Here is a 4,027-nt window from a genome sequence, read left to right on the forward strand (position 1 = left end):
GCTCGCACGGCGTGCGTGGTCGTGGCGCTCCCATGACGTATCTGGCCCATAAGGCTTCCTTCCACTCTCGTGAAAATAATACCCCATCAAATCCCGGGACTAAACACCTAGTGCTACTGATCAGCCGATCGCAAAATCCCGCTGCAGATACTATCGCTGATGGGACATTTGAAACATGGGAGGTAACTAACCTCAACATCGAGATGGCAGCTCGATCAAAATGCCTTCTTGTCGGCGGAAACGAGAACGCCGTTTGCACCGCCTCCCAATATATTAAAGTAGAATAGCGCCCGGCAACTGCTTCTGGGAGCCTAAAGTCCATCTCCCATGACCTAGACGAATGGACTGCCGCCGATCTGTTCCGCTATTATTGAACAGATTGACCAGTTCGACGCTTTAGTTGGTCACCTCCTGAATGGTAGCGGTGAGCCCTCGTGCCTCCGACACCTCCATGCCGCCGTATTTCGAGTTTCTAATGTAGAATGCCGCATCGCAGATCCCGTGTTTGCGGCACAAATCCGCAGCCGATGCTCCTGCCTGATGCCAAATTCAGTGTCCCAACGATCTGGTCCTGCGTGAAACGTGCTTTCTTCACCATCTGTCTCCAGTGGACAGACCTTACTTCAAGTCGAGAGGATTTCAGGGGGTAAGGTGGAGGGATCGAAGAACCGTTGGTTGATGCGCTTGGCTCGTGATTTTGGGCTTTTGGCGATTTGATTGACGGTTACTGGGGTTGCATTCGATCTGCGTTTTGAGCAGATTGAGGGCTGTCGCCCGCTGGATGGCTACGCGCTTGCGTTCAACCTTTCGAGGAAGAGGAAGCGGCGCATGTTGGTGACGATATTGGCCAGTCCGATCCTCATGGTGGCTCGCGTGATACCCACTGTTCGGATAAACATCCCGGTCTGTGACTTCTGGCCAGCAAAGACATGCTCGACACGCGATCGGATCACGGACTTTCCGGCATTCGATCTCTGGATATGTCGGGGCATCGGCTTGAGATGCGGCTTTTTGCGATGAACCTTCGAGACAAAGCCGTGCTTTTCCATGAAGTCCTCATTGGCTTTTGAGCGATAGGCCGTGTCAGCCCAAACGGTTGATGCCGTATTGGTTTTATCCAACAGCCCCTCTCTCAATCGTGCGCCATCACTGGCGGCGGCATGCGTCGTCTTCTATTTGCGGATGAACCGAAACTTTCGGTCGATGGAGATATGGGATTTGTAGCCAAAGAACGGGATGGCGAGATCGCTGGATGGCATGGTTCCATCGTCCTGCCGCTTCGCCTTCGTCAACTTCAGTGTCCATCGTGCATGACGATCCTTGTGCGACAGCTTTACGGGCTTGTCCTGCCAGTCTTCGGGAATACCTCCTGCTCGTAGATCAGCTTTCTCGGCGTTGGTATTGCCCTGCTTTGGAGCAGCCACCAGTGTTGCATCCAGGATCTGGCCCGACATTGGCAGATAGCCAGCGTTGCGCAGGGTCGCGTCAAAGCGATCAAACAGTCTTTCAATGGCCCCCGCCTGTATCAGACGCTCGCGGAACAACCAGACCGTTTTGGCATCCGGCACCCGATCTGAAAGCCCCAGACCAAGGAAACGCATGAAGAACAGGCGATCATTGATCAGATATTCCGTCCGCTCATCAGACAAATTGTTCAGGGTCTGGATCACCAGGATCTTGAACATCAGCAGCGGATCAAAAGGCGCTCGTTCGCCTTTGCTCCCGTCCGAATAGGCCAGTGCCAACTCCAGATCAGGGCGGAACACCTCGAAATTCACAGTTTGGGAAAATGCTTCGAGCTGATCACCAAGCCCGCTCAATCGAGCAAGCCGCTCTTCAACATCAAAGAAACCAAGCTGTTTCATAGCGCCATTCCCTCAACCAGAACCTAAGGAAGAGAATCACATAGAAAGCATCAAAAACAGAGGGTTTTTCTAACCCTCCAGGTCATTGCTAATCACACCCGCGCTCGCAGACGCTTCACGCCCCTCGATCTTGCGCAGGCTCATGACCAGCACCGTATTCATGACCTCGAACAGTCTGGCATCACGCTAGACAGAGAAATAGCGCCTGAAAGTCGAGGCCATGCAGAGTATGGTGTTGACTGCTTTGCGTATATCCGTCGCACGGGGACGGACACCCGTCTAGGAGGGGAGCAAACGACACGATCAAAGTCCATTCCCTGCCCCTCATATCCGATGAATACCGCATTCCTTCCTGAGGATGTTCACATCAGGCAATACCAGTCTATGTCACTGTTCACTCCATCTCTTTGTAAAGACGGACGAATCACAACAAACGGGTATTGTCCAAAAACTTTTGGAGCAGGCTCTAAAACCCGTCCTCTCTCAGGTCAGGTTTTAACTTAATCACCTTTCCAGAAATTAGTGAGAATTTCCAATAGAGATTAATAATTCGTCCTTTACTGTATCTCTAAAAGATTTCAGACGAACAAGCTGCGAATTTAGCTGACGCCCATGGTTGTTTCTATGCTTCCCCTTCGCGTCATTGAATATTTTTGTAGATTTCCTAAAAACAGAAATTGTTTTACTAAAATCACTCAAGCCCTCTATAATATTCTCGCATTTTCTATCAGTTTTTATTGAGTTGAGCGGACCAATTTCTAAACTATCGAAGAGTATTACTCTAGCAATCCAACAAATCCAGAGACTGATCATGCATTCGGCAATAGCCAGGGCGAGCAGAAGACTGGCCTTTGCATAAAAGGAGACCGGCATGGGGACGATCTGCCCTGTGGAGCGGGGCCGACCTCTCTTGCGCTTTAGGGCGACGGGGTTCAGGTCAGACCCTGCAGAAACACCTTTGCCGTGGCCGGGGTCTGAAACGCGATCGTCGTATTGAACGCGCGAGGCAAGAAATGCATCAAGGTCTTGCTTGCGAAAGCGCAGTCGTCTGCCGAGTGCAATAAAGACGGCAGGTCCCTGACCACGCGATTGCATCGTCCGGAAACCATCATACGATATCCGGAGGTATTCTGCGGCCTCCTTCGAAGTCATGACCGCAAGGGAGGTGTCGTAATCTGGTCTGTCCACGTCCGTGTCTCACTGCTGGTCTGTATATTCCTCAAAGTAAGAAGACGTGTTTATAAATCAAACAGGAAAACGACCCCGAGAAATTTGAGGTCGTCACAAAATCTATTTCCGAAAAGCATTTCCTGTTTCTGGCTAGAGAGATTTTCCGCACATGGATAAATATGACAAATCATGTCAATCGGAGAGATGTCCTGTGTTCGTATGCATGTTTGGCGTGTCGCATCTATTTGATAGCGCTTTCTTCCCGATCGTAGATGTATCCAAGCAGACGAGCGCGCTCTTCTGCGTCCTCAGCAAGGGTTGTCAGTACGGGCTGGTAGTAGCGATCCAGGCTTTTGAGATCGCGATGCCCGGTGACCCTGCACAGATCCAGGGGATTGGGGAAAAACCTGGCAAGTCGGCTCGTTGCTTCATGTCGGAGGTCGTGAAACGTCAGATCGGCGAGCCCTGCTTTTTTAATACGCCGACCGTATCGTACTGAAAAAGCGCGTTCATCGCCGATTTGGAAGATCAGGTCATCCGGATCAGGTGGAGCAGAAAGCGTGTTCAGCTTGTCGTAGAGGAGCGCTCGTGCCCCGGGCATCAGCGGGCGTAATTCCGGTCCCATCTCCTCGGCAAGATGCAGGGTCTTTGTGTGTCGGAGCGAAATTGTTCGTGCCACAAGATTAACATCGCGCCAGCGCAGGGACGCGGCTTCGCCTAATCGGGTGGCCTGCTCGATGGCCCATCTCACAAACCAGACGTCATCCGGATGGCTTTCGGACGTCACTGCGGCAAGCAGGCGGTCATATTCGCTGGCTTCTGTCATGTTGGGAGGATTGGGGGTCGTTGGGCTCTCCGGAGCGTCTTCCTGCAGTCGTCGATTGCGCTTGCGATCGGCGCCTGTCGGCCGCTTGATCATGCGTCCCGAAGCCGGAGCCGGGTTCAGCGAGAGCGGGACATCCCATTCGCTCATGGCATGATTGAGGATGGAG

At 52.2% G+C, this 4,027-nt stretch carries 3 protein-coding genes and 3 pseudogenes; 1 reads left to right on the top strand and 5 read right to left on the bottom strand.

Annotation, left to right across the window (positions count from 1 at the left end):
- Positions 1 to 287, top strand: a 287-nt coding sequence (locus HKD28_RS15615) for a hypothetical protein (RefSeq protein ID WP_207729032.1), incomplete at its 5' end; no start/stop codon positions are given.
- A gap of 121 nt (positions 288 to 408) precedes the next feature.
- Here the strand turns inward: HKD28_RS15615 and HKD28_RS15465 are convergent.
- The 5 genes and pseudogenes from HKD28_RS15465 to HKD28_RS15480 form a co-directional block, all read right to left on the bottom strand.
- A pseudogene (locus tag HKD28_RS15465) lies at positions 409 to 595 on the bottom strand (transposase); the annotation flags it as partial.
- 190 nt (positions 596 to 785) lie between these two features.
- Positions 786 to 1,865 (bottom strand): annotated as a pseudogene (locus tag HKD28_RS15470) (IS5 family transposase).
- An 84-nt stretch (positions 1,866 to 1,949) separates the two neighbouring features.
- Positions 1,950 to 2,211, bottom strand: a pseudogene (locus tag HKD28_RS15855) (IS5/IS1182 family transposase); the annotation flags it as partial.
- Positions 2,212 to 2,384: 173 nt separating this feature from the next.
- Positions 2,385 to 3,053, bottom strand: a complete 669-nt coding sequence (locus HKD28_RS15860; protein ID WP_328750850.1) for a helix-turn-helix domain-containing protein — start codon at positions 3,051 to 3,053, stop codon at positions 2,385 to 2,387.
- Positions 3,054 to 3,276: 223 nt separating this feature from the next.
- Positions 3,277 to 4,027, bottom strand: a 751-nt coding sequence (locus tag HKD28_RS15480) for a site-specific integrase (protein ID WP_194269100.1), incomplete at its 5' end; no start/stop codon positions are given.

The sequence above is a fragment of the Gluconobacter cadivus genome (assembly GCF_015244745.1).
Taxonomy (GTDB): Bacteria; Pseudomonadota; Alphaproteobacteria; order Acetobacterales; family Acetobacteraceae; genus Gluconobacter; species Gluconobacter cadivus.